General features: G+C 33.4%; 24 protein-coding genes. 8 read left to right on the forward strand and 16 right to left on the reverse strand.

Annotated features, from left to right (window positions below):
* Positions 1 to 15 precede the first annotated feature (15 nt).
* The 12 genes from ILS93_RS11920 to ILS93_RS11975 all read right to left on the reverse strand — a co-directional run bounded on the left by ILS93_RS11920 (position 16) and on the right by ILS93_RS11975 (position 10940).
* Complete coding sequence (locus ILS93_RS11920; RefSeq protein ID WP_088047683.1) at positions 16 to 777, reverse strand: ABC transporter ATP-binding protein; 762 nt, start codon at positions 775 to 777, stop codon at positions 16 to 18.
* A 92-nt stretch (positions 778 to 869) separates the two neighbouring features.
* Positions 870 to 1205, reverse strand: coding sequence for an ATP-binding protein (locus ILS93_RS29095; RefSeq protein ID WP_002099385.1), 336 nt, complete (start codon positions 1203 to 1205; stop codon positions 870 to 872).
* Positions 1206 to 1237: 32 nt separating this feature from the next.
* A complete protein-coding gene (locus tag ILS93_RS11930; protein ID WP_064474464.1) occupies positions 1238 to 1687 on the reverse strand; it encodes an LPXTG cell wall anchor domain-containing protein in 450 nt (149 codons plus the stop codon).
* Positions 1688 to 2013: 326 nt separating this feature from the next.
* Positions 2014 to 2670 carry a YkyA family protein gene (locus tag ILS93_RS11935; protein WP_064474463.1) on the reverse strand — a complete coding sequence of 219 codons (657 nt, stop codon included), beginning with the start codon at positions 2668 to 2670 and terminating at the stop codon, positions 2014 to 2016.
* Positions 2671 to 2687: 17 nt separating this feature from the next.
* Positions 2688 to 3509 (reverse strand): peptidoglycan-N-acetylglucosamine deacetylase, encoded by an 822-nt coding sequence (locus ILS93_RS11940; RefSeq protein WP_088047684.1) that lies wholly within the window; start codon positions 3507 to 3509, stop codon positions 2688 to 2690.
* 83 nt (positions 3510 to 3592) lie between these two features.
* Positions 3593 to 5428, reverse strand: a complete 1836-nt coding sequence (locus ILS93_RS11945) for an FtsX-like permease family protein (RefSeq protein WP_261784036.1) — start codon at positions 5426 to 5428, stop codon at positions 3593 to 3595.
* Between the two features lie 657 nt (positions 5429 to 6085).
* Positions 6086 to 6847 (reverse strand): rod shape-determining protein MreC, encoded by a 762-nt coding sequence (gene mreC / locus ILS93_RS11950; protein WP_154131507.1) that lies wholly within the window; start codon positions 6845 to 6847, stop codon positions 6086 to 6088.
* A 200-nt stretch (positions 6848 to 7047) separates the two neighbouring features.
* A complete protein-coding gene (locus ILS93_RS11955) occupies positions 7048 to 7413 on the reverse strand; it encodes a YxeA family protein (RefSeq protein WP_064474459.1) in 366 nt (121 codons plus the stop codon).
* A gap of 112 nt (positions 7414 to 7525) precedes the next feature.
* Positions 7526 to 9034 (reverse strand): sensor histidine kinase, encoded by a 1509-nt coding sequence (locus tag ILS93_RS11960; protein ID WP_222660503.1) that lies wholly within the window; start codon positions 9032 to 9034, stop codon positions 7526 to 7528.
* Complete coding sequence (locus ILS93_RS11965) at positions 9018 to 9719, reverse strand: response regulator transcription factor (protein WP_222660505.1); 702 nt, start codon at positions 9717 to 9719, stop codon at positions 9018 to 9020. Before ILS93_RS11965 ends, ILS93_RS11960 begins: the two co-directional genes overlap by 17 nt.
* Positions 9720 to 9747: 28 nt before the next feature.
* Positions 9748 to 10362, reverse strand: coding sequence for a DedA family protein (locus tag ILS93_RS11970; RefSeq protein ID WP_098101769.1), 615 nt, complete (start codon positions 10360 to 10362; stop codon positions 9748 to 9750).
* Positions 10362 to 10940, reverse strand: a complete 579-nt coding sequence (locus ILS93_RS11975; RefSeq protein WP_001176096.1) for a class I SAM-dependent methyltransferase — start codon at positions 10938 to 10940, stop codon at positions 10362 to 10364. The genes ILS93_RS11970 and ILS93_RS11975 overlap by 1 nt, the downstream gene beginning before the upstream one ends.
* Positions 10941 to 11248: 308 nt before the next feature.
* On the opposite strand from ILS93_RS11975, the gene ILS93_RS11980 reads away from it, so the two are divergent.
* Positions 11249 to 11707 (forward strand): hypothetical protein, encoded by a 459-nt coding sequence (locus ILS93_RS11980; protein WP_001064712.1) that lies wholly within the window; start codon positions 11249 to 11251, stop codon positions 11705 to 11707.
* A 67-nt stretch (positions 11708 to 11774) separates the two neighbouring features.
* Here ILS93_RS11980 and ILS93_RS11985 read toward each other — a convergent pair whose 3' ends face one another.
* Positions 11775 to 13724, reverse strand: coding sequence for an ABC transporter permease (locus ILS93_RS11985; protein WP_000176143.1), 1950 nt, complete (start codon positions 13722 to 13724; stop codon positions 11775 to 11777).
* Positions 13711 to 14481 carry an ABC transporter ATP-binding protein gene (locus ILS93_RS11990; protein WP_000859659.1) on the reverse strand — a complete coding sequence of 257 codons (771 nt, stop codon included), beginning with the start codon at positions 14479 to 14481 and terminating at the stop codon, positions 13711 to 13713. Before ILS93_RS11990 ends, ILS93_RS11985 begins: the two co-directional genes overlap by 14 nt.
* Positions 14482 to 14787: 306 nt before the next feature.
* On the opposite strand from ILS93_RS11990, the gene ILS93_RS11995 reads away from it, so the two are divergent.
* Complete coding sequence (locus ILS93_RS11995; protein ID WP_222660507.1) at positions 14788 to 15660, forward strand: AraC family transcriptional regulator; 873 nt, start codon at positions 14788 to 14790, stop codon at positions 15658 to 15660.
* A 42-nt stretch (positions 15661 to 15702) separates the two neighbouring features.
* Here the strand turns inward: ILS93_RS11995 and ILS93_RS12000 are convergent, their stop codons facing one another.
* Positions 15703 to 16341: an SdpI family protein gene (locus ILS93_RS12000; RefSeq protein ID WP_064474456.1), complete on the reverse strand. Its 639-nt coding sequence runs from the start codon at positions 16339 to 16341 to the stop codon at positions 15703 to 15705.
* Complete coding sequence (locus ILS93_RS12005; RefSeq protein ID WP_001070536.1) at positions 16338 to 16610, reverse strand: autorepressor SdpR family transcription factor; 273 nt, start codon at positions 16608 to 16610, stop codon at positions 16338 to 16340. Before ILS93_RS12005 ends, ILS93_RS12000 begins: the two co-directional genes overlap by 4 nt.
* 209 nt (positions 16611 to 16819) lie before the next feature.
* Between ILS93_RS12005 and ILS93_RS12010 the strand changes: the two genes are divergently transcribed.
* The 6 genes from ILS93_RS12010 to ILS93_RS12035 all read left to right on the forward strand — a co-directional run bounded on the left by ILS93_RS12010 (position 16820) and on the right by ILS93_RS12035 (position 25381).
* Positions 16820 to 17515 carry a response regulator transcription factor gene (locus ILS93_RS12010; protein WP_000276736.1) on the forward strand — a complete coding sequence of 232 codons (696 nt, stop codon included), beginning with the start codon at positions 16820 to 16822 and terminating at the stop codon, positions 17513 to 17515.
* 2 nt (positions 17516 to 17517) lie between these two features.
* Entirely contained in the window at positions 17518 to 18540 is a 1023-nt protein-coding gene (locus tag ILS93_RS12015) for a sensor histidine kinase (RefSeq protein WP_222660509.1), read from the forward strand.
* A 94-nt stretch (positions 18541 to 18634) separates the two neighbouring features.
* Positions 18635 to 20614 (forward strand): FtsX-like permease family protein, encoded by a 1980-nt coding sequence (locus tag ILS93_RS12020; protein WP_222660511.1) that lies wholly within the window; start codon positions 18635 to 18637, stop codon positions 20612 to 20614.
* Between the two features lie 68 nt (positions 20615 to 20682).
* A complete protein-coding gene (locus ILS93_RS12025; protein ID WP_222660514.1) occupies positions 20683 to 22638 on the forward strand; it encodes an ABC transporter permease in 1956 nt (651 codons plus the stop codon).
* 20 nt (positions 22639 to 22658) lie between these two features.
* Positions 22659 to 23411, forward strand: coding sequence for an ABC transporter ATP-binding protein (locus tag ILS93_RS12030; protein WP_000393250.1), 753 nt, complete (start codon positions 22659 to 22661; stop codon positions 23409 to 23411).
* Complete coding sequence (locus ILS93_RS12035) at positions 23408 to 25381, forward strand: FtsX-like permease family protein (RefSeq protein WP_098101770.1); 1974 nt, start codon at positions 23408 to 23410, stop codon at positions 25379 to 25381. The genes ILS93_RS12030 and ILS93_RS12035 overlap by 4 nt, the downstream gene beginning before the upstream one ends.
* The last annotated feature ends 48 nt before the right edge of the window (positions 25382 to 25429 follow it).

The raw sequence follows: 25429 nt of genomic DNA on the forward strand, positions 1-25429 counted from the left end.
GTTGAACCTGCTTTCCTATGCTTTTTGTGTGCCTAAATCGGCAAGCACATCTAAAATTTCTTTATAGAATTCATCACACGTACCTCTGCGATAAATTTCTTTATACAGTTCTCCGTCTTGAATGAATAAAATACGTCGGCAGTAACTCGCACTAAATGGATCATGTGTAACCATCATAATCGAAACATCCTGTTCTTCATTTAATTTGGTCATCGCCTCTAATAAACTTTTTGCATTTTTAGAATCAAGCGCTCCTGTTGGCTCATCTCCTAAAATTATTGCTGGCTTATGTACAAGTGCACGAGCCGCTGCCGAACGTTGTTTTTGTCCACCTGATACTTCCGACGGATATTTTTGAAGAATCTCTGATATCCCTAACATTTCCGATACCTTTTTCACCTTTGATCCAATTCTTTTGGAGTGAACACCTTGCAGAGAAAGTGGTAATGCAATGTTTTCATATATTGATAAATTTTCAAGTAAATTAAAATCTTGAAAGATAAATCCTAGTTTCTCTGAGCGAAAATCAGATAATTCCTCTTGCTTCATTTTCGTAATATCTATTCCAGCAATTTCAACAACTCCACCTGTTGCCTTATCTAATGTAGAAATTACATTCAATAATGTTGTTTTTCCTGAACCTGATGGTCCCATAATTCCAACGAATTCACCCTCTTGAATTGAGAACGATACATTCTTTAATACACGTGATTGGCTCTCTTCTTTCTTACCATATACCTTTTGTACATTCTTTACCTCTACAACTGATGTTTTCATATATATCCTCCTACACTTCTTAACCCATTTCTAAGTATAGATAGAATTTCTTAATAAATAGCGGCGGATATTCTTAACATTTCTTTAAGAATCTAAAAGCCCCAAATCATAGTAGATTGGGGCTTTTGAATTCTATATTCTATTTTTGAGTAACAAATAAAGTATTTATTTCTCCACTTTAATTTTTGTTTGTTTATTGTAGAAATAATAACATCTTTTTTCGCTGGCGTATAACGGATTGCATTCGTTATATAGTTGACAATTACTTTTTCAATAAGATCTTGATTGGCAACAACTTGCATTGCAGATACATGTTTGTAAACATGTATTTTTTTCTCTATATCTAATGATAGCTGTTCACATATATACTCTATAACCAAATCAATATAAAAGGAAATCCAATACGATTTACAAGTCTCACTTTTCATTCATCCATTTTTTTATAGGCTAATGCAAAATTTTATGCTTTAATCTTACGACGAGTAAATCCAAATACGGATCCTAATGCTACAAGGCACGCGCTTAGTATCATCATTATTACACTATTTGATGCTGTATTTGGTAGTTTTTCTCCTTTTACAGCTTGTTTCGCTACTTCTTTTTTCTCTACATCATTCTTTTGTTGGGCTTGAATCGCTGCTTTCTTTTTTTCTAATGCTTCTTTTTGTTGATCCTGAATCGCTACTTCTGCTTTTTCTAATGCTTTTTTTTCTTGATCCTGCATTGCTGCTTTCTTCTTCTCTAACGCCTCTTTTTGCCAAGCCTGAAATTCTGCTTCCTTTTTTTCTAACGCCTGTTCTTGCGCTTGTACTTCTTCCTTTGACATTGTTCCAGTAGATGCACTAGCTACCGATGAGTATCCTATTGATAAAAGTGCTATTGCACAAATTAGTAAAAATTTCTTTTTCATTTTTTCTCTCCCTATATACTTTTTTAAACACCACCTTGGGTGTATTTATAGAATAAACAAGCTATATAAATATAAGATGCAGATACGATATATTTCACTTAAAGATTCAATTAGTGTAATTAATCTCTATGTATAGATGTATTCCCTTGAAAAATAGTAGAGGAATTTATTGATTTTTCCCTTAAGAATATTAAAAAGCCCCAAACTATAATAGTTTGAGACCCTTGAATTCTATATTCTATTTTTGAGTAAGAAACAAACTTTTATTTTTGATTTTTTCCTTTTGTACTTAATAAATAAGATTAAATGATATAGGAATAAAGTATTTACTTCTCATCTTTAATTTTAATTTTCGCTTGTTTATAAAAATCTAATTTCTCTTTGTTATATTCTTTTGTATATCCATTAAATTTCTCTTTTTCTCGTTGAATGTCCTCATTCATTTGATTTACACCTTTAATCTTTTCACTAATCTTTTTTAAGTTCGTTTCTTTTTCGCCTAAGCTTTTATATACTTCTCTTTCAAATCCCATTAATTTTTGATACGAATCATTTATCTTATTAAAAGATGAATAACGCTTTTTATAAATATCCTGTATGTTTTTTGCTTGTTTTTGAAGAGCAGCATCTTCCATTTTATCTATAGTTTTATGAACTGATTTTATTTCTTCCTGTGCTTTTTCAAAAGCTTCTTTTTCTTTGTTCCATACTTTTTCACGTTCGTCCATGCTTTTTGTAGCTTGCTCTATCTTCGGCATAATTGCTTGGTTACTATCTTTACCATCATTTATAATTTGATTGTATAACTCTTGACCTTGTTTTTCTAAACCCTCTAGTTTTTTCACATCTTCAGAAACCGCCTTTTCTTGCTTCGTTGCATTTTCAAATGCGACGTACAATTCTGCTTCTGGCTTTGCGCCAAAACACCCTGTCAATAAGCTTATAGATATAATTCCGGTAATCGTTAACGCTTTATAAGTCAATGTCAATTCCTCCTATGTTACATTCGTTTATCATGCATAAAGTTCAAGGGGAAATGATCATCTTCATGATATGCTTCAAATTCATACCCTTTTTCTTTTAAACCTTTAATAATAGCCGGTACTGCAGCGATAGATTGCGGATGAATATCGTGCATTAAAATAACTTCTTTGGGATTTGTCGCACTAGCAAGTACATTTTGAACAATTTTCGCTTTCGCAATATCAATTGGTATACTATTATATTCCCAATCTAATGAATCAATTGTCCAATCCCATACTCTAAGACCATTTTCTACAACTTTATTACGAAGTTCTTCGTGTAATCCTGGCTTTGAACCATATGGTGGGCGTGTTAGTTTTGGGGCATGTCCGAGAATACTAGCAATTAAGCCTTGATCCTCTTTCATTTCATCTACGTAGCCACCTTGGGCATATAATTTTCTATTATTGTGCGTCATACTATGCATACCAACATAGTGTCCTTCCGCTTCTTCTCGTTTTACTAAATCAGGGTATGATTTTACATTTTGACCGATTAGAAAAAATGTTGCTTTTGCATCATTTTCCTTTAATATGTCTAGTAACTGTGCCGTATATTTTCCTGGTCCGTCATCAAAAGTAAGATAGGCAATTTTCCTAGTTTGACCATTAAATTGCGTTGGTGCAACCTTATTCATCTCCACTTTTATTTGTTCATTTGCATTTTGAACTGGATTCTCTTGATTTGCTATCGCTTTTGCAGGTGAAGTTATCGCTTGAAATACAAAAAAAGCCCCTCCCACTACAACTATAGCTACCATCATTACAACTATATTCTTTACCTTTAACAGTTTCCCCATTTTATTAATTCCTTTCTACGTCCATTACTTACTTATACTAAAAATATTACTCTAGTTTTTTACCCCTTCCCCCGGCATCCATTCTATTTTTCCTTTGGAAGCACAATCCTCTTATATAATTGAACAGTGATCAAATAGTAGACACCGTAAATGATTAAAAATATACAAATCGGAAGTCCAATATTCACATATGGATTTACAAAAAACTTAACAAATGTAAATATATTCATTCCTACTAAAACGTGTATAAGACCCAATATGGCTGGAAATAAAAATACAATGCCTAATTCTTTATACATAGATTGTATAAGTAATTCTTTACGTACCCCAATTTTCCGAAGCATCTCATACCGCCCTATATCTTTCGTAGCTCCAGAAAGGATCTTAAACATTAAACAACTTGCCATCATAGCTAAAAAAGCAAGACCTAAAAAGAATCCCATAAAGGAAGTTCCTTTTGAAAAGGCAAGCATAGATTCATAATCATTATAGTTTGTTGGTAAATATACGTCTTCCTTAGGCTTATTAATAGCGGCGGCTATTTTTTCGATTTGACGATTATCCATCTCTTTTAGCTCTGTCTTATACCGTAAAATATTATCGATTTTAGCAATAAAAAACGTATGCTCATTACCTTGAATTGCTTTATACCAGTTTTCGTCGACGATATAGACAGGTTTACGATTATATACAGTAATATTCGATCTAAAATCACTATCCATACTCTTATCCCAATTCAGTGGTAACGTAGAACTAGATGGATCAACTTCCTCTCCCTTAAACATCCTATAGCTCGAAGATGGAAGTTGTTCAGTAATATGTATTGTCTCTTTCTTTCCAAACAACAGTGGCGGATTCTCTAATAATTCTTCTTTTAAATAGTAAACAGCCTCATTATTAACTTTATATTTATATTGTTTTTTATCTACAATTTTCATTTTTTCCATAGCTTTATAATCCGCTGCTTCTGGATCATGAATTGTAATATCATACCCTGACATTCTTTCTGCTGTAAGGATTACGTTTTTCTGTAAAGACATGCCACCAGCCATTGCCCCCACACCAAGACCAATTAACATCGTTACCGTTCCTAATATTTTCGCCAAACTACTTACACGGAACTGCAATTGTGCAAATGTAAATGCATTTAATTTCTTCTCATTTAAATAGCGCGTTTTCTTTAGCCTATTAACAATCATAGGTAAGAACGAAATAAATATAAGATATGTCCCAATTGTAATCGTGAATAATGGAAGCATAATGGCGCCAGCACCTTTTATTCCTACGAAGATTACGAAATAATATCCTACACCTAGTCCTAGCAAACTACATAAAAGTAACAATATCGTGGCTGGTCCTTTCATTCGTATGCGCTCCGTTTGCTGCTCTGTACGAATTAAATCTAGTTCTGTTTTAAGTGCTATACGAATGGCATTTACAACGGATGTAAGCAGAAATAACGCACTAAAGAATATAAATGTTATTTTGAATGCAGGAACATAAAATGCTTGATAACCTTCCGTTGAAATTTCCAATTGTTTCGTTAAAAATTTGCTAACAAAATTAGAAAGAATAGCTCCGAATACACTACCTAATGCTAGTGAAATCATTCCCATAGACAATGTCTCAAAGAATAAAAGTTGGCTGATTTTACTCTTTTTGGCCCCTAAAACAAGATACATGCCAAGTTCTTTCCGCCGGAGTGAAAGTAGAAAAGAGTTTGCATAAAAAATATAAAAGAATGTAATAAATGCTACCAAAACAGAGCCTATTTGAAATACAAATACAATTGAACCAATAATACTGTTATTCATTGTAAACTCTTTATTTAGCGCAAGCGTTTGAAACATATAAAAAATAGAAATTGAGATGACAAGGCCTATTAGTAAAACGATGTAATCCTTTATCATTTTTTTCATACTAGAAATAGAAAGTTTTAATAACACACTCTACACCCACGCTTCTCTACAGTGTGGTGTACTACATTCATCTTTTTACTATACCCTCTTTGTACAACGTTCTCTTCAAATATTAAAGTTTTCATATTGCCTCCTGTCATTTGGCTAGTGCTGCGATCATGCTATTTTCATAGCCACTAACTATCATTTTATCTTTTCCCTACAAACAGCAATATTGATTCCTCTTACATTTTTGTAATGTACACTCCCGAAAAAAACATTACAATATGCAAATCAAACATTTTATAATCCGATTCATATACCTTTTGACATCAATATTCTCACGCTCAAATAATATATTTACACATATAAAGTCGAAGGATATTATATAGGTTTTCTAGCCTATTTAAGAGGTTATATAAATAATTAATATTAAAAATGTACAAAAAAAAAGCCCCACTGTAATACTTAATAACTTTGCACTTATCATCAGTTTACCTCTTCATTATAATTGTCCGAGATAAAGATAAGATAAAGATAAAATAAAAACATTATAAATATATAACCATATATTATTAAATTTAGTACCGTTTTACTTTTCCTTATCCCTCTTACTCTTTATTTTACGTTCATTCTCTTCGTTTCTAATTCACCTCTCAAAGGCACTACATAAAACTATTATTTAGGTTCTATTAAAATTACATCTTCTAAATCATATAAATTCGCCTTTGGTTTTGCATAAATAATATAAGCAAGACCATATTGATCCGGTTCTTGCTCTATCACCTCTGCTACTTCAAGGCCAGGTGGTATTTTCTGACTCAGTTCAGAGGTAATAATACTATCACCTATTTTTATTTCTTTCGCTTTATCTGATGGAATATTATCAATTCGAAGAGCCTGTTTTTTCTTATCATACCCTGTAACAAATCCTAAAATGGATGAATTATTTTGAAGGGTGATTGCTAAACGATTCGTTCGTTCATCATTCGTAATTAATTTCACAACAGATGTATATTGATCTACACTCTCTACCTTTCCGATAAAACCTTCCACTGTAATAACAGCCATATCAACCTTTACACCATGTTGTGCACCTCTATCAATAGTGACTTCTCCATACCACTCTTCTGCTACACGAGTTACTACTGTAGCTTGAATTAAATTGTATTTTCCTTGTTCCTTTAATTCTTTCGTTTTGTTGATAAGTTTAGTAAGGTTTTCTTTCTCCTCACTTAATATTTGCACTTTACTCTTTAACGATTCTTGATGTTCAATTTTCCCTTTCAATACCTGATTCTCTCTATATACTTTATAGATGTCTTCTATATTATGAACAATATTTTGGACATGCTTATTATTTGCACATACATACACCATCAATAAAGCCAAAAGAATAATTGAAAGAAATAATAATATTTTCTTCTTAGAAACCTGCATAATTATCCTGCTACTCCCTACTATTTTTTATCTACATACTATAGAATACTAGTCATTGTACACAGAAGAAATGCAGTTTAAATAAAGTTAAGATAAACTTTATCTTCTTTATAAAAAATTTAGAACTTATCATATACTGCTACAATCTTCGAAGCTTGCTCGTTATCTTATCCATGGAATGCCACTTATAATTTCTATAACTAATTATGTTGTATTTGTACTTTCTCTTTTACTTTCTTAGGTATTTCATCTATTTGTACTTCTTCCCATTCCATACCATAACTTCCTTTAGATCTAATCTTTAAATATGCTCCTATTCTTAAATGTTTTGAAGCAGTCATCGCAATCTTTTGCTCTTGACCAGATTCATTATATCCTTTGAATTTATATTCCCATCTAGCAAAACCTTTGTTTTCAGCTCCATATTTACCATCATTATCAACAACAGCATAATAAATATCTTCTTTAATAAATGGATTGAGTTGATCTACAATCGGTCCCCCCTTTCCTATAAGTAATGTAACTCCAACTATAATTAATACGATAAACGCACTTATTTTTTTCATGAAACTTTCTATTCTCCTCTTCTCAGATATTTCCACTTAAAGGACTTCCTCTAAATCCATCGCGGCGCTATTACGTATTAAAATGTAACCAAATTTCCTAGTGCTCTTCTAATTAAATTGGCAATAAGATAATAAATTGAATAACCCCATTTTCATATTCTGCTCGAATTTCTCCTTTGTGCAATTCAACAATGCTTTTTGCAATTGCAAGCCCCAAACCTGAACCTTCTACAGCTCTACTTCTCGATTGATCTTTTTTATAAAAACGCTCAAACAAATTCTCTAATTCTATTTTTGTAAATTCTTCACTATGATTCGCTATAGAAATTTTGATATGCTGTTCTTCTCTTTGAAGTAAAACCCGAATTTCTGCTTTATCTATACTGTATTTAATTGCATTTATTAAAAGATTTTCAAACACACGTACCATTTTTTCTGAGTCCACAACAGCATATATACGATCTTCTTGAAATTCTTTTACAAAAGAAATATTATGCTCCTCCGCTTGTGGTACTAACTCTTCTATTAATTGATCAAGTAGTTCATTTATACACACTTCTTGCGAATCTAACGCCATATTTTCATCTGTTAGTTTTGTATACTCAAACAAATCTTCTATTAACATCTTCAACTGCTCTGATTTTGAAAAGGCAATTTTTATATACTCATCATGCTGTTCTTTATTTTCATATTTCGCATCACCTAGTAAACGTAAATACCCCATAATAGAAGTAAGTGGGGTTCTTAAATCATGTGATACATTTGTAATCAATTCACTTTTTTGCTTCTCTATTTGTTTTTCCTTTTCTATATTAGCCAAAAGCTTTTCTGCCATTTGATTAATATTAGAAGTTAATAAACCTATTTCATCTTGACCTGCCTGTTTGATTTTATATTGTAAATTACCTTTCGAAAACTCCCTTACTCCTTCTGCCATCGCTTCAATCTGATTCATCTTCCTTTTCGTTATATAAAAGAAAGATAGTATAAAAGTGATAAAACCTAATAAAGATGGAAATGGGCTGCTATCATTCACTATATACTTCACATTTCCTTGTGGTATACCACTTGCAATGATATACATATTTTCCGTATTAACAGTAACCGGATAAAAAGTTGTAAACTCCTTACGCTTTTGTTCAGTTCCATCTTGAATTAAATTTTGCGCCTCTACATATCGTACTTGATCCATTTTAAAATCCATCACATTACGCATCGTCTCATGAATATTGATTTGTTCTTCCGGCGCTCCCTTTGTTTTATAAACGACTTTCCCATTCTCATCTATTATTAAAATCTTCAGTTGATTTTGGTGATTCAATTGATCAAGCAATTCTTGTATATTAATTTCCTTACCTTCCTCGGTTATACTTTCAACAAGTCTTTGTGTCTGTCCATCAATGGCTTCCATACCTGATGCATAATCAATGATAGAAATTTTATTCGCATCCTCGAAAAAAGAAGATGAAGACCATCCTACTAATACCCCGAGTAACGTACAAAAAGTAAATGTAGCCATTAGCTGTATCCGTATGCTCTTTTCCAAATAACTCACTATTTTACCTATCATTTTTTTAAAAACTTGATTCATCCATATTATCGGTTCAAATATCTTTCTCAATCTTATAGCCAACTCCACATACCGTTTTAATGTACCGAGGCTTCCTTGGAATCGCCTCTATCTTTTCACGTATTTTCCGAATATGTACCATCACAGTATTATCGGATTGGAAAGCTTGCTCTTTCCATACTCTTTCATAAATTTGTGCTGCATTTAATACCATTCCTTGATTTCGTGCAAGCAATTCTAATACCTCAAACTCTCTCGGTGTCAATTTCGCCTCTTTATTTGCAATAATGACCTGCCGTGTTACTATATTAATTTTCATATCTCCAATTTCTATTTCATTTTCATCCTGTACACTTGTCCCGCTCATTTTCATATATCTCCGAAGTTGTGATTTAATACGAGCAATGAGTTCCAGTGGATTAAATGGTTTGGCTACGTAATCATCTGCCCCAGTTGTTAATCCTAAAATCTTGTCCATATCTTGCGTTTTTGCCGAAAGCATAATAATAGGCATTTCCGCTATTTCTCTCACTTTCATACACATATGAATACCATCTATTTTCGGCATCATAATATCAAGGACGATTAGATGCACGTCTCTTTTCTTTACTATTTCTAAACCCTCTTCACCATCTCCAGCTTGTAATACTTCGTAACCTTCATTCTTCAAATAGATAGTGATAAGTTTTCTAATTTCCTTCTCATCGTCCACGATAAGTATCGTTCCTTTACTCACAAAATCTCCTCCAGCATCATTTACCAAACTATGAATGTTGCTTTATTTCACTCACTACTGCATTCCTCTTTTGAATGTACACATAAGAAATGATAGTAATGCTCATAATGCCCCCGCCTAAATACATCCCATATTTCGTCGCAAGTGCTACAATCGTTTCTATCTGTTTTCCGAATAGAGAGCCCAGCATAAAATAAGCTAGCGTCCAAACAAGTCCTGCCATATAGGAATACAATGCATACGTTTTAAATGACATATTATTCATTCCAACCAAATACGGTACGATATGTCTCACAACGGGGATAAAATAACTTATTACTAATGCATAATGACCATATTTCCCTACTATTTCTTGTGATTTTAAAAGGTACTTTGCCTTTTTCTTTTTCATCAATTTATTAAGCACTTTTATGCCAAATATTTTCCCTAGTATATACCCTAAAGAAAGACCTGATACAACACCTAAATACGTTAATAAAAAGGCTGGAATCATACTTAATATCCCCATTGATGATACAAATCCACCGCTCATGACAATCATTTCATCTGGAATCGGCATACCGATAATACCAAGCCATAAACAAAAAAATAGTGCCCAATAACCATACTGCTCAATGTATGACATTAATTCATGTAACTCCATTATGCATATGCTCTCCTTAGCTCTTTTCTACAACTAAAGACGTAAGCTGGTGGGAAATTAAGCCACACCTTTTCTAGTGTAATTTCAGGAAAGAAATTCTGTATAAATCCTTTTTTCACAAGTGAATATTGAAATGTAATAAATTCCCCGTTCTCATGTATCGTTTCCATTACACTGTTTAAAATGCGCTTTGAAACCTCTTCTCGTAAAGAAGTGAAAGGCAATCCTGATAAGACGTAATCAATACATTCTATATTTAATTGTTCCATATACTTCTTTATATTTTCAGCTGAACCGTGTATAACAATCACGTTCTGCTCATCTTTAAATTTTCTCTTTAACTCTTTAAAAAATACTTCATTAATTTCAACAAGAAGAAATATTGTCTCCTTCTTCTTTCTCTTCATAATCTCTTTCGTAAAAGCTCCTGTACCAGGCCCTAGCTCTACAATACATTTCGCTCTATTAAAATCAATTACATCTACCATTTTCCTTGCTAATATTTTTGAGCTCGGTACAACCGCACCAATATGTTTCGGATGTTTTATAAATTCAGTTAAGAATGTTATGAGCTGCATATACTCTCTCTCCATTCGTTCAATAGTTTTTAACTTGTGTTTAAGTATAACTATCGTTTCTTAACAAATATTGAGGAGATTTCTTAAGATTTTATGAAGATGAAGGAAATTTTCATCTTTACTATAAACAAACATAAAAAATTGAATTCCAAAGATAAGCGAATCAAACATATACAAATAAGTCAGCTTGTTTATTTACCATGAATGATCATGATCCTACTCCGATTTTGTATAGCGAAGTTACTATTTTTATGTTAAAATCCTCTAAGATATTTGGAATTAGTATAGAAATCATTTTTGGAGGCTTTATGAATAATCAAAACGATAATAAATCAAATGCATTATTTGCAGCTATACAAATAGTGCTACCACTTTTATTACCTATTCTTGTCCCTACCTTTTTAATAGTGGGAATGAAAAAGTGGATGCCCGATGAAGTTAAGTATCCAAGCATAATATCATTGTTCGCATTATGTATGGGATTTTTCATAGTAGGAATTCTCTTCTCTATTGTTTTACGTTTATGTAAATTATCTGAGGAAAAATTAAAGGAATTAGGATTTTTAGGATTTACACTTTCGGCTGTTAGCACATTTTTAAGTTTTTATGTAGGTTACTTTTGGTTGGCAGACCTTAACTTCACATCAGTTGAATTATCACCTCATGCCGTATTAATTTTCGCTATTTTATGTACCTTGCTATTGGAAGGTATTTTTAAAGTAATGGACATGTTTGATAGTTCGGACGAAAATAAAGCTCACGTATAGACAAAAAAAGCATCCGACTAACATGTTAGTCGGATGCTTTTTTACTAAGATAAAAACAACTCTTGCATTACTTCGCACTCACAATCTTATAATAAGAACGAACTGTTAAGAAGTAATATCCGATATAAATAACGCTATATACTCCGATACTAATTAGAAGCGGAACCATAATTTCAAATGGTAGTATGTTTCCTAAACCTTTTAATGCAAACAAACTGTGTAGAATTCCGATTACTAGTGGAATTGCAAAGATAAAGCTCACTTGTTTTGCAATAGCTTTCTTCATCTCTTGTTTCGTTACACCAACTTTATGAAGGACAATGTAACGATCACGGTCAGCACTTGCTTCTGTAAGCTGCTTGAAGTAAATAATGGAGCCTGTCGCTAATAGGAAGACTAAGCCTAAGAATAGTCCGATGAACATCATTAGTCCAGTTGCTTCAAGTCCCATATGGAAACCAGTGTAGAAGTCTCTAAATGGTGGTGCCATTTCTGATTCACCAGCTGGCATCACTTTTGTTAATTTTTCTGTTAATACTTTACTGTTTCTTTCATCTTTTACATCAATATTTTTTACAACACGTGTTCCAAATGCTTGCTTCGCTTGTTCATACATTTCATCTGGAACGACAACAACTAATTCACCTAAGTTCGTAATTGCAGTATTATTTACACCTTGGATCGTCAATGTCTTCGTTTCATTTCCAATTTGGAATACCGCTTTATTTCCTTTATATTCAGGGCTAAACTCATACCCTTCCATATAAGAACTATCATATATAAATGCTTCGCCAGTAGCTACATTCACTGTTTCCGCATCAATTTTTTTCGCAATTTTGTTGAATTCAGATTGAGATATAAACTGATATTTCTCTGAAATCGTGTAATTCATATTAAGAATGAAATCAACTTTATCTCCTTCGAATTTCCCTTTGACAGGAACCGTTTCAATTTCAAATTGATCTTTAACAGGGTGATCCTGCTTCTCCTCCACAAGAATTGCATTTACTTTCTTATCCAATTCTGCATCTTTTTTCTCATAAGAGTAACTGTATGGCATGGATGTTTTTGATTGCGTAAATGTGTTGTAATACATCGTAACTGACGTACCAACAGCTGTTAATGTTACTGCACTTAAAATAGAAATTGTCGCAAGTGACTTTGCATTTCCTTTAATACGGTATAGTAACTGTGAAGTCGTTATCATATTCATACCATTATAAAACGCTGACTTATTATTTCTTGCACGTTTCAATACGAATACTGTAAAGAACATAAATAGTAAATACGTACCTAATACTGTTGCAAGTAATATATAAAGTGCAACTACCATAAAGTTTGCATACATAACTGCCTTCATAAACATTAACGCTAAGAAATAACCTGAGCCGATTAAGAAAACTGAAATTAACGCCATAATGACAGATCCTTTTGGCATTGCCTCTCCTTCACGTTCTGCGCGGAAAAGTTCAATTAACTTAAATCGATAAATTAAACGATATCCTTGAAGTGATGTATACAAAATAATTACAAAGAAAATAATTGCTGTATCAATAACTGCAGCCATCGGTACTTCAAAATGAACGTTTAAGTTTATTCCCATCATATTTATTAGTAGTTCAAGGAATAGTTTTGAAAGAACGCTACCGATCGCAATACCGATTACTAATGACATTAATCCCATTAACATATTTTCATAAAAGAGCATTTTACCTATTTGTCTTTTTCGAATACCTAATAAGGAATATAGCCCAACTTCTTTTTTACGCTTCCGTGTAAAGAAACCGTTTGAATATATAATGAACACTGCCACGAAAATAATAAGCATCACACTTGAAACTTGAAATGCTCCGCTAATTTTTTTAGAAGCTTCCGCAGCTTTTTCCATTTGTGAATTATACTGCAACGCCTTAAATGTAAAATAAATGACGATACTAAAAATCATAGATGCAAAATATACAAAGTAGTCTTTAAAGTTCCGCTGTATGTTGCGGAGGGCAATGCTAGATAAGGTCATCAGCCATACCTCCAGAAATGGAAGACATTACGTCAACGACTTTTTGGAAGAACTGTTTACGTGTTGATTCACCGCGGTGCAATTCTTTATATAACTCACCATCTTTAATGAAAATAACTCGTTTACAATAACTTGCGGCAAACGCATCGTGTGTTACCATTAAAATTGTAGAGTTATCATATTCATTTAACGACTTCATGCTTTCTAATAAATCTGTCGCTGATTTAGAATCAAGTGCTCCCGTCGGCTCGTCACCAAATATCATACTAGGACTTGTAACAATCGCACGCGATGCTGCGCAGCGCTGCTTCTGTCCACCCGACACTTGATATGGGAACTGACTTAAAATATGATCAATACCAAATTTCTTTGAGATTTCAAGAACGCGGCGATCAATTTCACTCGCTTTCACCTTTGATAACGCAAGAGGTAACGCAATGTTCTCTTTTACCGTTAACGTATCTAATAAATTATAATCTTGGAAAATGAACCCTAAATGATCACGGCGGAATAACGCTAACTTATCATCGTTCATCTTCACGATATCTTTTCCATCAATTAAAATTTCACCGTTCGTCGCATTATCAATTGTAGAAAGAACGTTTAGTAGCGTCGTCTTACCCGAACCAGAAGGTCCCATAATTCCAACGAACTCACCTTCTTTTACTTGTAAGTTAATACCTTTTAACGCTGCAAATTTATTACCACCCGTGTCATACACTTTTTCAATATTTTTTGCTTCTAACACTGTTTTCATCTCGACATCCCTCATTTCTTCTATTCTCTATTTTCAACTATATACACTCTCTACTCTTGCCACTATCGATGTTTCTTACACAAACATGACAGTTATGTAAGACGCATAAGTAAAGATATAAAAATTTAACCTACTGAACAAAAGTACTTTGTTACTATAACATTGGGATATCATACCATCCATTCATTCTCCTTACAGGAACATTACAATTTTGTAAGGTTAAAAATGTACCCTACAAAATTGTGCATGAAATGTCGGATGGAGCTATTTTGTTCCTGCTATTCTATTTAACAAGGAGGTCATCGTATGGATTCACTTAAAAACATGAATGCAGCAATGCAGTATATTGAAAACACCCTAACAGATGAAATTGATTTTAAAGAAGTCGCAAAAATAGCTTACTGCTCTGAATATCATTTCAAAAGAATGTTTTCTTTCCTAGCTGGCATATCACTGTCAGAATATATTCGCTGTAGACGTCTTACTCTTGCTGCTTTTGAACTAAAAAACAGCGATGCAAAAGTCATTGATGTCGCTATAAAATATGGGTACAACTCACCAGACTCTTTTGCACGTGCCTTTCAAAACTTGCACGGCATAACGCCTTCAGAGGCCCGAAATAGTAGTCATTCTTTGAAAGCTTATTCACCAATGACCTTCCAGTTATCGATTCAAGGAGGAAACGAAATGAACTATCGAATTGAAAAAAAAGAACCATTTCGAATTATTGGTATTACAAAACGCGTACCGATTGTATTTAACGGTGTAAATGAAGAAATTGCTTCTATGTGGAAAAGTTTAAATCCAGAGTCCATTCAAACGTTAAAGTCCCTTTCAAACATGGAACCGAATGGAATCATTAGTGCTTCTACTAACTTTTCTGAAGGAAGAATGGAGGAAAAGGGAGAACTCGATCACTACATTGGAGTAGCCTCAACGAAAGATTGTCCAGAGCAATTCGCACAACTTGAAGTCGCAGCTTCAACGTGGGCCGTATTTGAAGCTGTCGGTCCATTTCCTGAAACATTACAAAATGTATGGGGACGCATTTATTCCGAATGGTTTCCTTCCTCAAACTATGAACTAGCGGAAGGACCAGAAATATTGTGGAATGACCAGAAAGATACATCCTCTCCAAACTTTAAAAGTGCAATTTGGATACCGGTTTTGAAGAAATAAAAAATAAAGCTGCTCCTCCTTAAAAGGAAAAGCAGCTTTTATTTATATTTTTAGTTCTTTTTTATAAGCGACGTAGGAATATCCCATTGTTAATCCTACTGCACCGATAATAATGCCAATGATTAGGAAAGCTTTCCACTCTACCGGTGCAACAATACTTAAAATCATAATAACTCCTAATACAACAAACACCTTTCCGCTAAAACGGTGCGTTTTTCTCCATACTTCTTCGTTACTTAACGTCCACGGTGTTTTTATACCTACAAAGTAGTTTGGTTTACATTGTGGTAAATAATTGCCGATGACTATAAATAAAAGACCAACAAGAATATGCGGTGTACTATTCATTGGAATGTCATAACCTAATCCAGCCCCAATTCCAATGATATTTACTAAAAATAATAAGATTAATACGCTATAATTTATTACATTATATCCTTTAGAAAACTTATCATAGTTTTTATGCTTCGGATCTATCTTAGGCAATACGGTTAATAAAGCATATATAAAAACCATAATTGCTACATCAAAAATCATCCCTCCCATTTTAGACATATGTCCATCTACCTCCCCAGCAACATTCCAATGGCTCGGAACTTCACCTGGTAAATGCGGCCACGCGACACACCATGCAATAATCGTTAAAGCAATTAATAGTAACGGAAATATATGCTTCCTCATTTCCCCTCTTCCCCCTTATTCGTAAATGTAAACACCCACGTTAATAAATCTTGAAAGACAGTTGTGTTTAAAGAGTACACAACAAATTGACCTTTCTTTTCATCTTGAATAAGTTCAGCATTTTTCAGTGCGTTTAAGTGGTGTGAAATACTTGGTTTTGTCATATTAAATTGTTCAGCAATCTCACCAGCGGTTAGATCGCCTTCTTTTAATAAGTCTAAAATTTTTCGCCTTGTTGGATCTGCTAATGCTTTGAATGCTTGATTCAATGTCTTTCTTCCTTTCACTAATTAGACATTTAGATATTTATCTAAATGTTAAAATGATTTCAGTTAATTGTCAATTATATACGAGGCCTTTTTTACTTTTTCCGCTTTTGACCTATACTGTTTACTAGCTTATCTTTCAACATAATGAAAAGACTTGAAACACATGATACACTATAGCTACAATTGTTTTTTTGAGGAGGAATATACATATGTATAAAATTTTAATCGTTGAAGACGATCCAAATATTTCATCATTACTGCAATCTCACATTCAGAAGTACGGTTATGAGGCTGTGGTAGCGGAGAATTTCGATGATATTATGGAATCGTTTAACGCAGTGAAACCACACCTTGTTTTACTTGATGTAAACTTACCAAAATTCGATGGTTTCTACTGGTGCCGTCAAATTCGTCATGAATCTACTTGTCCAATTATTTTCATTTCAGCTCGTGCTGGTGAGATGGAACAAATTATGGCGATTGAAAGCGGTGCGGATGATTATATTACAAAACCATTCCACTATGACGTTGTAATGGCGAAAATTAAAGGTCAATTACGCCGTATTTACGGTGATTATGCCCCAAATATTTCTGAACGTATCGTTGAAGTAGAAGGACTAAAATTATTCCCGGAACGTCCAGAAATTCATTTCGGTGCTGAGCAAGTTCTTTTAACGAAAAAAGAAGCTATTTTAGCAGAAATGTTATTATCTAAATTCCCTCGTACAGCGAGCCGTGAAGATTTATTAGCTGCCCTATGGGATGACGAAAGCTTCGTTGAAGAAAATACATTAAACGTAAACATTACGCGTCTTCGTAAAAAGTTCAATGAGCTTGGTATTGAAAATGCTATTGAAACAGTACGTGGACTTGGGTATCGTTTTAACGCAACTTGGAGTGAATAAGCATGAAGCTATTTTTACGTGATCATTTTGCATTTTTTCTACTATACGTATTAAACTTCGGTATCATTTTCGTTCTTTATGATGCAGTAGATGGATTTCAAAATAATAAATTTTACTTCGTCGTTTTAAGTTTATATTTATTCATTTGTTTCCTCGCTTATCGTTACGTTCGCAATCGTAGAATGTACCATAGATTAAGTGAGCAACCAGAGAAAATGGAAGATGCGTTTATTGAAAGAGCAACTGCTCCGATGCCTCACGGTGTAAATGAACTCGTGCGCACGCAGTATCGTCTATTCCAAAAAGAACTACAATCGTATGAAGTAAAACAGCAAGAACATCAATTATTTATTAATCACTGGGTGCATCAAATGAAGACACCTGTTTCTGTTATGCAACTTATGGTGCTAGAAATGGAAGATGAACACTTGATTCCGAAATTCAAAAAAGAATTAGAACGATTAAATCAAGGACTCGATATGGCTTTATATATGGCAAGATTAAATAACTTCCATGAAGATTTCCATGTTGAGACGATTTCATTAAAAGATGCGGTAACAAAAAATATTAACGGATTAAAAGAACTATTCATTCGAAACGGAGTCTTCCCTGTTTTAGAAGTTCATTCCGATTTAAAAGTTGCTTCTGATGCGAAATGGCTAAAATTCATTATTTATCAGTTAATGACAAATGCCGTTCGTTACTCTGGTGAGCGCGGAAAGAAAGTTTTCTTATCTGCTTACCGAAACGGAAAAGATATTATTTTAGAAGTTCATGATGAAGGTGTTGGTATCCCACAAGAAGATATTCGAAGAGTATTTGAACCTTTTTACACTGGAAAAAATGGTCGCGCATTCGGAGAATCTACTGGTATGGGACTTTATATTGTAAGTAAAATTTGTGATTATTTAGGTCACTCTGTGAAACTAGACTCTGAAGTTGGTAAAGGAACGACGATTAAAATCATCTTCCACAACGCTGCAAATAATCAAGCAGAGCATACAGAGAAGGTGACCGAAGCATGATCGGAACATATGCTAGCAAAATGTATGAGAACGCACTCTCATACATTTTTTGCAATAAAACTACATATTTGCCTTCTAGCGGGAGGCACATATTATGACATTTTGGCAGTTTGCCTTTAAAAATGTAACGCGTAATTCCAGAGCTTATTTTGCTTATTTCGTCAGCAGTTCCTTTTCAATTGCTGTTTTCTTTTCGTTTGCTGTTTACTTATTCCATCCAAAATTACAAAACTTTAGCATGAACGCTGAAATTTCAGGATTAATGATATTTTCAGAAGTTGTAATTGTATTTTTCTCTTTCTTCTTTTTACTATATTCCATTGGTACTTTTTTAAAAGTTAGAAAAAAACAATTCGGAGTTTTGACCGTTTTAGGTATATCGAGAAAGCAATTACATCGTCTCGTTTTTATGGAAAATATGTTAATCGGTATTTTATCTATCTTTTTCGGTATGCAGTTTGGACTTGTATTTTCACAATTTTTCTTATTAGTCACAGCAAAAATTACGCACGTCCCAGGCATATATTTATACTTGCCTATTAACGCCTTTATTTTAACGACTATCGTCTTCCTTAGTCTTTTTATCATTGTATCTACATTCACACCAATGCTTATTCGTACAAAAAAAGCGGTACGCCTTTTAAAAACAAATGACGGAAAACAAAAAGAAAAAAAACCGTCCATACTTGTTTCCTTATTTGGTGCGATTTGTTTATTAGGTGGTTATGCTTTAGCTGGAAATCCTAAATATTTCGTATCAGTAAGCCCGCAAATAGGTGTTATATATATGGTTTCAAGTATTTTTGTTATCCCAACGCTTGTTACAATTGGGACATATTTTTTCTTTTCACAAATTAGTTTTTTACTTATTTACATTTTAAAAACGAGAAGAAAGTTTTATATGAAACGGGTTAATATGCTTTGGATTTCTGATTTAGCAAGCCGTATTCGAACGAATATTAATATGCTTTTTATTGTAGCAATGCTCTCTACTATTGCTTTCACAATGATAACGTTCCTATATGGATTCGGGAAATTTGTTAAGCTAGAAGTTAATAGAATTTCTCCTTTCCCAATTTCTTATTTTTCTTATGATGCAAATCCTTTTGTTACTGAGCATTTAAACTGGCTTGAACACCAATTACAAAAAGAGCATTTTCCTTATGAGAAAATCAAAACTGATATATATGAAACACCACTAGAAGAAGATAAAGGTGTAGCTATTTATAATGACGTATACGCAATTAAGCAAAGTGACTATAACAAACTTGCGGGTTCTTTACGAATGAAACAACTATTTATGGACAATAACGAAGCATACGTGTTAACAGGGACATCTTATATCACTATATTCAACGAATTTGAGCAAAGCTACAAAAGAGATTACATTACACTCTCTAGTACAAATACGAAATTAAAAGTAAAAGGCTATGAACATGTTAATGCGATTCCATCTGACTTTTCATATCAAACGATAGTTTTGCCTGATATTCACGTAAATAACTTACCTAACACGGTAAAGCATATATCAGCATACAATTACAAAATTCAAAACTGGGAACAGACATATAAAATAGCTGATGATTTTATAGAAAAAGTGCAAAAAGATCGAAATAACTCCCCTTATGAAGGACCTCTTATTCGATCCTTTGAATCAGCAGGAACGTTATATAAAATAACGTCTGGTAGTGCCGCATTCTTCCTAATCGGGACATTTTTAGGAGTTATTTTCTTCATTGGAGCTGGTAGTGTTCTTTACTTTAGAATGTATACAGATTTGACGAATGAACAAGAGAAGTATATAACAATTTCTAAGATCGGTGTGACAGATGAAGAGATGAAACGATCTGCGACCATTCAGCTTAGTATTTTATTTTTCGTTCCTTACATTATGGCATCCATTCATACAATGTTTGCAACGAAAATGCTACAAGATGTAATTGGTTTATCTTTGTTCAAAGAAGTTTCAGCCGTTCTTATTATTTTTGGATTCGTTGAAGTTGTATTTTTCTTATTCATTCGTTCACTTTACATGCAAAAATTATCACAGTATACGAATGGACAAATTATTTAAAACAAACGTGATGAAAAGAGTATCTTTCATACTTTTTTCATCTTCACTTTATTAGGAGGCTTAGGTGAATGACATTTTGGCAGTTTGCATTTAAAAACGTGACTCGGAACGCCAGAGCTTATTTCGCCTATTTTGTAAGCAGTGCGTTTTCCATTGCTATTTTTTTCTCATTTGCAGTTTATTTATTTCATCCTAAATTGCATATGACAGACGTAAATGTTGCTCTGAACATATTAATGACAATTTCAGAAGTTGTCATTGTATTCTTTTCGTTTTTCTTTTTACTATATTCAATCGGTACTTTCTTAAAAGTACGAAAAAAGCAATTTGGGATTTTAACAGTACTTGGCATATCTCAAAAGCAATTAAAAAGACTCGTATTTCTAGAAAACATGCTAATTGGTGTTCTTTCCATATTTGTCGGCATTCAACTTGGACTTGTCTTTTCACAGTTCTTTCTATTAGTTACCGCCAAAATTACACATGTACCTGGTTTATATTTATATTGGCCGACGAGTGCTATTATTTTAACTACGATCATCTTTCTTGGACTCTTCATTCTCGTTTCATCTTTTACGCCGATGCTCATTCGGACGAGAAAGGCTGTACGTCTTTTAAAAGAAGGAACAAAGCAAAAAGAAAGAAAAGCATCCGTGCTCATCTCTCTATTTGGTGCGACATGTTTAATAACTGGATATGTATTAGCAGCAAATCCGTTATATTTTATGTCCCTAGGTGATATGATTGGAATCCTATATGCCGTCTCTAGCATATTCGTCATTCCTTCACTTGTTGCAGCTGGAACATATTTTTTCTTTTCACAAATTAGTTTTTTACTCATTCGTATATTAAAAACGCGAAGAACATTTTATATGAAGCGTACGAATATGCTTTGGATTTCTGATTTAGCAGCGCGCATTCGGACAAACATTAACATGCTCTTTATTGTAGCGATGCTATCAACACTCGCTTTTACTATGATTACATTCTTATACGGTTTTGGGAAATTTACAAAGTTTGATGCAATAAGACAAAACCCTTTCCCTTTTACGTATTTATCACATACTGAAAATACGTTAGCGGATGAACATTTAAATTGGTTAGAACAAAAATTTAATGAAGAGCACTTTACTTATAAAAAACTTAAAACGGATATATATGAAGTATCTTCGGCTGAAGAAAACCCAAAGCTCTATTATGCAATTAAACAAAGTGATTACAATATACTTGCTAAGGCGTTAAATTGGGAACATCTCAACGTGAAAAATAATGAATCTTATATCCTTATAAAAGACATAGATGATCAATTCATTGGCACAATTTATGATACAGAACGGAAAGATATTCTTACACTTACTCAAAACAGCCTACAGCTCCAAGTGAAAGAATATAAAAATTATAATCCTTTCCCAAACAGCTTAATCTCAACATTACTCGTATTATCTGATGCAAATGTAGAGGCATTATCATCAGCTTCAAAACAGATGAGTGTATATAGCTTTAAAGTTAACGAATGGGAAAAAGCACATAACATCGGTTCGGAATTTATAACAAAAATTATTAATGATAATGAAACGATCAAAGCTGAGCACCCACCATTCCATGCAAGTGAAGCAAGCGATTCTCTATACACAACTAAACTAAATGTCGCTTCGTTCTTCTTAATTGGTACTTTCTTAGGTGTTATTTTCTTTATTGGTGCTGGTAGTGTTCTTTACTTCAGGATGTATACAGATTTAACAAATGAGCAAGAAAAGTATGTAACGATTACAAAAATCGGTTTAACAGAAGCCGAAATGAAACGATCTGCTACCATTCAACTTGCGATTCTGTTCTTTGTTCCATACATTATGGCATCGATTCATACGATGTTTGCGACAAAGATGCTACAAGAAATATTACATCTCTCGTTCTTCGCTGAGATTACAGTCGTACTGATGATTTTTGGAACAGTTGAAGTTATATTTTTCCTTTTAATTCGTTCCTTCTATATGCAAAAATTATCACAACACATTAAGTTCTAAAGGATAGAAAGGTGATTACTATGGAAGAAGTATTACACATAAAAAATGTCTCAAAAGTGTATGAAGGAAAAGTCCCTCATACTGCTTTAAAAAATATAAATTTACATGTAGATAAAGGAGAATTTGTCGCTATCATGGGACCATCTGGTAGTGGTAAATCTACATTTTTAAACGTTATCTCTACAATTGATTCACCTACTTCTGGTGATGTCGTGATTAACGGAAAAAAACCGCACACATTTCGTAGAGAGAAGTTAGCTATTTTCCGCCGACAAGAGTTAGGATTTGTTTTCCAAAACTTTAACCTACTAGATACACTAACAATCGGTGAAAATATCGTACTACCTTTAACATTAGATAATGTTCCATTAAAAGAAATGGACGAAAAGCTTGATAACATTTCAAAAAAGCTTGGCATTGATCATATTTTAGACAAACGTATTTTTGAAGTTTCTGGGGGCCAAGCACAGCGTACCGCAGTAGCACGTGCTGTTATTCATCATCCGTCACTTCTACTTGCCGATGAACCAACAGGAAACTTAGATTCGAAAGCAGCGATCGATGTAATGGAGTTATTTACGAAGTTAAATAAAGAAGAAGATGCAACAATTTTAATGGTTACGCACGATCCATTTGCAGCAAGTTATTGTAACCGCGTCATTTTCATTAAAGATGGTGAGCTTTACAACGAACTACACCGCGGACTATATCGCGAGAAATTTTATCAAGAAATATTAGATGTTTTAGCATTATTAGGAGGGAGACGTGGATGACATTTTGGCAATTCGCATTTAAAAATGTCTCGCGTAATTCGAAAGCATATTTCGCCTACTTTGTAAGTAGTGCGTTTTCTATCATGGTTTTCTTTTCATTTACTGTATACGCGTATCACCCGCGGTTACAGAGTGTACAAAGCTTTCAAGAACGTGATCCTCTAATGAACTTAGCTAGTACGGCACAGCTTGTGATTGTTATGTTCTCGTTCTTCTTTCTCTTATATTCAATTGGAACATTTTTAAATGTACGGAAGCAGCAATTCGGGATACTCACAATTCTCGGTATCTCACAGAGACAATTAAAAAGACTGTTATTTACTGAAAACATGATGATCGGGATATTGTCCATCTTTATCGGTATACAAGGTGGCCTCGTGTTTTCTAACTTTTTCTTATTAGTCACTTCGAAATTAACAAGTGCGAAAGGCCTTTATTTATATTGGCCAACAGAGGCGATTATCGTTACAACCGTAACGTTTATCATTTTATTTTTAATCGTTTCTACGTTTACACCAATGTTTATTCGTACTCGAAAAACAGCCCACCTCATTAAAGGGAACAAGAAAATGCCAGCTGAAAAAAGACCATCTATACTCATCTCTTTATTCGCTTTAATTTGTTTAGGGCTATGCTATTATATCGCTGGTTATCCGCGAGGCTACGTAACGGAAAAAAATGTGCAAAATGGATCTGTCTTTTTTATTATGTTATCTATTTTACCACTCGTAGTAGTCGGGACATATTTATTCTTTTCACAAACATTTCTTCTTTTTATCTATATTTTAAAGAAGCGTAGAAAGTTTTATTTGAAACAAATAAATATGTTATGGATTTCGGACTTAGTTGCTCGTACCCGTAGTAATATTAACGTACTCTTTATCGTTTCTATGCTATCTGCACTTGCATTTACAATTATTATTGGGTTATTCGCCGCTAATAACAATACGAAGGCATCAGTACTAGAGCGATATCCCGTCCCCTTCACTTATACATCAGAAGGTGACAATTCCCTTGAGCAAAAGCATATTTCTACAATTGAAACGGAGCTTACAACTAGTAATTTTCAGTACAACAAATATAAGTTTACAGTCTTAAAAGATACAGCTTCAAAAGAAGATATTATGCTTATGAAGATGAGCGATTATAACGCAATCGCTCAACAATTGAAAAGACCGGAAATAACAATCGATTCTACAGAAGTGTATATTATTTCTCGCCACTCACCAGAACTTCTCGATCTCGTATCTAATCCATTTGCAAAGCAAAATACGATTACACTCGGATCTAATAAAAAAGAATTTCATATTAAAGGGTTTATTAATAAGGGAATAGAACCATCCTTTGCATTCCCACATTTAGCTGTCGTACAAGATTATGTATTTGATAATATGATTCCTCATATTGAAACAACCGTAATCTATAACTACTTCGTAGAAAACTGGGAAAATGCAATAGTTCCAACCAGAAATATGTTACGCGTTATTAGTGGTGATGCACGTGCGTTCTACGAAAAGCATACAGAAGAGAACGCTCAAGTTCCTTTCTTCATACATACGGCTACGGATGAACTCATTTACGGTAAAGGAAATGCAGTTGCTCAATTCTTTATTTGGGCATTTCTTGGTTTTATCTTCTTTATCGGTGCGGCTAGTGTCTTATATTTCCGTATGTATAATGACTTAACAACTGAAAGACAAAAGTATATTACGATTACAAAGCTTGGCTTAACTGAATTAGAAATGTTTCGCTCTGCAACCATTCAATTAGGAATTTTATTTTTTGTTCCTTACATCGTTGCTGGTGTTCACACGTTATTTGCGGTTAAGTTTTTACAAAGCATGTTTTCTTTCTCCTTACTAAAAGAGACATGTATCGTACTCACCTTTTTCGGGATTATCGAGATTATTTTCTTCTTCTTAATCCGTTCTCTGTACATTAATAAATTATCACAGCATATAAAAATATGAATAAAATAGCCTTGTGCGTATTGCACAAGGCCATTTTCAATAGTTTTT

Origin of the sequence: Bacillus sp. 16GRE42, assembly GCF_019837435.1 — a bacterium.
Taxonomy (GTDB): domain Bacteria; phylum Bacillota; class Bacilli; order Bacillales; family Bacillaceae_G; genus Bacillus_A; species Bacillus_A wiedmannii.

Coding starts and splice junctions, on each gene's coding strand:
- ILS93_RS12025 (WP_222660514.1), top strand. CDS start 20,683: ATGACATTTTGGCAGTTTGCATTTAAAAACGTGACTCGGAACGCCAGA.
- ILS93_RS12020 (WP_222660511.1), top strand. CDS start 18,635: ATGACATTTTGGCAGTTTGCCTTTAAAAATGTAACGCGTAATTCCAGA.
- ILS93_RS29095 (WP_002099385.1), bottom strand. CDS start 1,205: ATGAAAAGTGAGACTTGTAAATCGTATTGGATTTCCTTTTATATTGAT.
- ILS93_RS11970 (WP_098101769.1), bottom strand. CDS start 10,362: ATGGAGTTACATGAATTAATGTCATACATTGAGCAGTATGGTTATTGG.
- ILS93_RS11985 (WP_000176143.1), bottom strand. CDS start 13,724: ATGACCTTATCTAGCATTGCCCTCCGCAACATACAGCGGAACTTTAAA.
- ILS93_RS12010 (WP_000276736.1), top strand. CDS start 16,820: ATGTATAAAATTTTAATCGTTGAAGACGATCCAAATATTTCATCATTA.
- mreC (WP_154131507.1), bottom strand. CDS start 6,847: ATGCAGGTTTCTAAGAAGAAAATATTATTATTTCTTTCAATTATTCTT.
- ILS93_RS12030 (WP_000393250.1), top strand. CDS start 22,659: ATGGAAGAAGTATTACACATAAAAAATGTCTCAAAAGTGTATGAAGGA.
- ILS93_RS11955 (WP_064474459.1), bottom strand. CDS start 7,413: ATGAAAAAAATAAGTGCGTTTATCGTATTAATTATAGTTGGAGTTACA.
- ILS93_RS11940 (WP_088047684.1), bottom strand. CDS start 3,509: ATGGGGAAACTGTTAAAGGTAAAGAATATAGTTGTAATGATGGTAGCT.
- ILS93_RS12000 (WP_064474456.1), bottom strand. CDS start 16,341: ATGAGGAAGCATATATTTCCGTTACTATTAATTGCTTTAACGATTATT.
- ILS93_RS11945 (WP_261784036.1), bottom strand. CDS start 5,428: ATGAAAAAAATGATAAAGGATTACATCGTTTTACTAATAGGCCTTGTC.
- ILS93_RS11920 (WP_088047683.1), bottom strand. CDS start 777: ATGAAAACATCAGTTGTAGAGGTAAAGAATGTACAAAAGGTATATGGT.
- ILS93_RS11930 (WP_064474464.1), bottom strand. CDS start 1,687: ATGAAAAAGAAATTTTTACTAATTTGTGCAATAGCACTTTTATCAATA.
- ILS93_RS11975 (WP_001176096.1), bottom strand. CDS start 10,940: ATGCAGCTCATAACATTCTTAACTGAATTTATAAAACATCCGAAACAT.
- ILS93_RS11980 (WP_001064712.1), top strand. CDS start 11,249: ATGAATAATCAAAACGATAATAAATCAAATGCATTATTTGCAGCTATA.
- ILS93_RS11990 (WP_000859659.1), bottom strand. CDS start 14,481: ATGAAAACAGTGTTAGAAGCAAAAAATATTGAAAAAGTGTATGACACG.
- ILS93_RS12015 (WP_222660509.1), top strand. CDS start 17,518: ATGAAGCTATTTTTACGTGATCATTTTGCATTTTTTCTACTATACGTA.
- ILS93_RS11995 (WP_222660507.1), top strand. CDS start 14,788: ATGGATTCACTTAAAAACATGAATGCAGCAATGCAGTATATTGAAAAC.
- ILS93_RS12035 (WP_098101770.1), top strand. CDS start 23,408: ATGACATTTTGGCAATTCGCATTTAAAAATGTCTCGCGTAATTCGAAA.